The sequence below is a fragment of the Sporomusa sp. genome, from assembly GCF_057736855.1.
The window spans coordinates 1-2,705 of the sequence record NZ_JBYKYF010000358.1; the positions used below are offsets into that span (position 1 = coordinate 1).

Consider the following 2,705-nt stretch of genomic DNA (forward strand, 5'->3'; position numbering starts at 1 on the left):
AGGTTCTAATCTTCCATGCCACAGGAACGGGCGGAAAAGCCATGGAAGGTTTAATCAAAGATGGCTATATCGAAGGCGTTCTTGATATTACCACAACCGAGTGGTGTGATGAGCTCATGGGGGGGAATATGGCAGCTGGCGACAAAAGGCTGGAAGCTGCTGCTCTTAATGGCATACCGCAAGTGGTTTCTGTAGGTGCTTTAGATATGGTGAATTTTGGGCCGATAAATACTGTTCCTGCCAAATATAACGGGCGTAATTTTTATAAACACAATCCTACAGTGACCCTGATGCGAACCACGGTTGAGGAAAACAGGCAATTGGGCTTGGTGATTGCAGAAAAATTAAATATGTGCCAAGCAAGGGCTGCTTTACTGCTGCCCATGCGGGGGGTCTCTATGATTGATGCTCCGGGACAGCCTTTTTATGGTCCGGAAGAGGATGCCATGCTATTCAAAACCCTCAAAGAGAATATTACCAATCCGCTTGTTGAAATTGTTGAAGTTGACGCACATATCAATGATACTGCATTTTCTACTGCAGCCGCGCAAAAATTAATCGAGCTATTAAAGACAAAACACAGTTAGGAGGCGTATAGATAATGCCAACCAGAAGTGAAGTAATAAAAAAATTAAAGGCGGAAATTGCCGCCGGTAAAATTATTGTTGGAGCAGGGGCCGGAGCCGGCATATCGGCTAAGAGCGGCGAAGCGGGTGGTGTTGATTTAATTATTATTTATAATTCAGGAAAATACAGAATGGCTGGCCGGGGATCACTTGCTGGACTGATGCCCTACGGAGATGCTAACAAAATTGTTGTCGAAATGGGTGCCGAGGTACTGCCGGTAGTGAAACACACCCCCGTATTAGCTGGTGTATGCGGTACCGATCCCTTCCGCATTATGGATGTGTTTTTAAAACAGTTAAAAGAACAAGGTTTTGCCGGTGTTCAAAACTTTCCCACAGTAGGGCTTATTGACGGCGTATTCCGGCAAAACCTGGAAGAGACTGGGATGGGGTATGATCTGGAAGTAGAGATGATCAAAAAGGCGCATGAATTGGATATGGTTACTGCTCCATATGTATTTGATACCGACCAAGCCGTAAAAATGGCCAAGGCCGGAGCCGATATTCTTGTTGCGCATATGGGCTTAACCACCAAAGGAACCATTGGAGCTAAAACCGCCTTGACGCTGGAGGATTGTGTCGCGAAAGTACAGGCTATTTGTGACGCGGGTAAAGCAGTAAATCCAGACCTTATTGTTTTATGCCATGGCGGTCCCATAGCTGAACCGGAAGACTCACAATATATTATCCGCAATACCCGGGATGTGGAAGGTTTCTTTGGCGCTTCCAGTATTGAACGATTTGCGACAGAGGTGGGAATCAAGCAACAAGCCGAGGCATTCAAGGCGATAAAGAAGTAGGTAGTCGAGGCAACAAACGGTAATATGTTTGTTAGAAATGAGAGCAGCGGCTATAGCCGCTGATTTTTTTGTAATTGTACTGTTTTGCGGATACAGGTAATTATTGGTACAATGAGTACAGGAGGTGTCTAGATTGAATGCGCGATATATCCCTAAGTCCGGCACGCACTTCATCTAGTGCAGTAAAAGATTTGGGAATAACTCCAGTCGTCTGTCAAGATTGGCCGATATTTGAAAGTATGTTCGCAGCCGCCTTTCACACCGATATCTACTATCCTTTGATGAAACGCAGATTAGATTTAGCCAAAAGATTTTACCGGCTGTCTAAATCCATTGCTGCTCAGTTTATTGGACATGTCTATGTATTGCGGTCAGGGAACCAACCTATTGGTTTTATTATGCTAAAAAAAATCGGTAATAAAAAGATGCACCTGCATTATGTAGCCGTTGCGCCGGATTTTCGCCGGCAAGGGTTGGGGCGGGAGCTGGTAGGGTTTGCTATCAATGTTGCCAGCAAATGTGGTTGTGATCTTTACCTGGAAACCGAAGCCGACAGCCTGGCTATGAAGCTTTATAGCAGCTTAGGGTTTGGGGTTGACAGTCAATTTCATGTCTATCGCCTGGTATTGCCGTCGGTTCCGGCTGCTGAGCAGCCAACAGATGTTGAACTTATACCTATACATGATAGCAAGGGAATGTTTACGCAGGCTAAAGAATGGCTGTTGGGCTATAAATCCTCAGTTTTGTGCTGCAAGCTGCGAGGGGAAAAAACGCTTAGTTTCCGCATTTGTACTCCGAACTCAGGCTGCGCCGCTATCATCCACTGCAGCCTGAGCGGCGGTAATGAGGTACTGCATCAGGTATTGCCACATTTGGCGTTCCACATGAACAACTCCAGTGGTGCCTATGTAGTATTGAGTGGGGGAGAGCAAGCGGTCATCGCTTCACACTGGCTGGATAATCGCATTGACTATGTCACCATGACCAAGAAGTATCAGCCGTAGATCAATTTATTTTCCCCAGGTAAGTCTGCACGTGTAAAGGGTTTCCAGGTTTTATTCACTTCTTTAACCCGGTACCGGTTAAAGGAATAACGATATTCAGTGTAGGGTCATATTCTCTGTGAAAATATTGCAAGGCACCGGCAACGGCCGCACCGGCAGTGGCTTCGACGTAAATGCCCATTTTACCCAGCAGTTGCTGCGCTTTGGCTACGTTCTCATCGGGCGTGTCGCAAAACGTTTATGGAAAAAACGTCTTGTGACACGCCTCTTTTTAG

2 protein-coding genes and 1 pseudogene are annotated in these 2,705 nt (G+C 46.0%); all 3 read left to right on the plus strand.

Annotation, left to right across the window (positions count from 1 at the left end; genetic code table 11):
- Positions 1–587: pseudogene (locus AC29Z1_RS16125) on the plus strand (Tm-1-like ATP-binding domain-containing protein); the annotation flags it as partial.
- A 14-nt stretch (positions 588–601) separates the two neighbouring features.
- Entirely contained in the window at positions 602–1,426 is an 825-nt protein-coding gene (locus tag AC29Z1_RS16130; RefSeq protein WP_488272474.1) for a phosphoenolpyruvate hydrolase family protein, read from the plus strand.
- 137 nt (positions 1,427–1,563) lie between these two features.
- The gene (locus AC29Z1_RS16135; protein WP_488272475.1) at positions 1,564–2,430 is read left to right on the plus strand and encodes a GNAT family N-acetyltransferase; all 867 of its coding nucleotides are present in this window, start codon (positions 1,564–1,566) and stop codon (positions 2,428–2,430) included.
- Positions 2,431–2,705: the final 275 nt, after the last annotated feature.

Coding starts and splice junctions, on each gene's coding strand:
- AC29Z1_RS16130 (WP_488272474.1), top strand. CDS start 602: ATGCCAACCAGAAGTGAAGTAATAAAAAAATTAAAGGCGGAAATTGCC.
- AC29Z1_RS16135 (WP_488272475.1), top strand. CDS start 1,564: ATGCGCGATATATCCCTAAGTCCGGCACGCACTTCATCTAGTGCAGTA.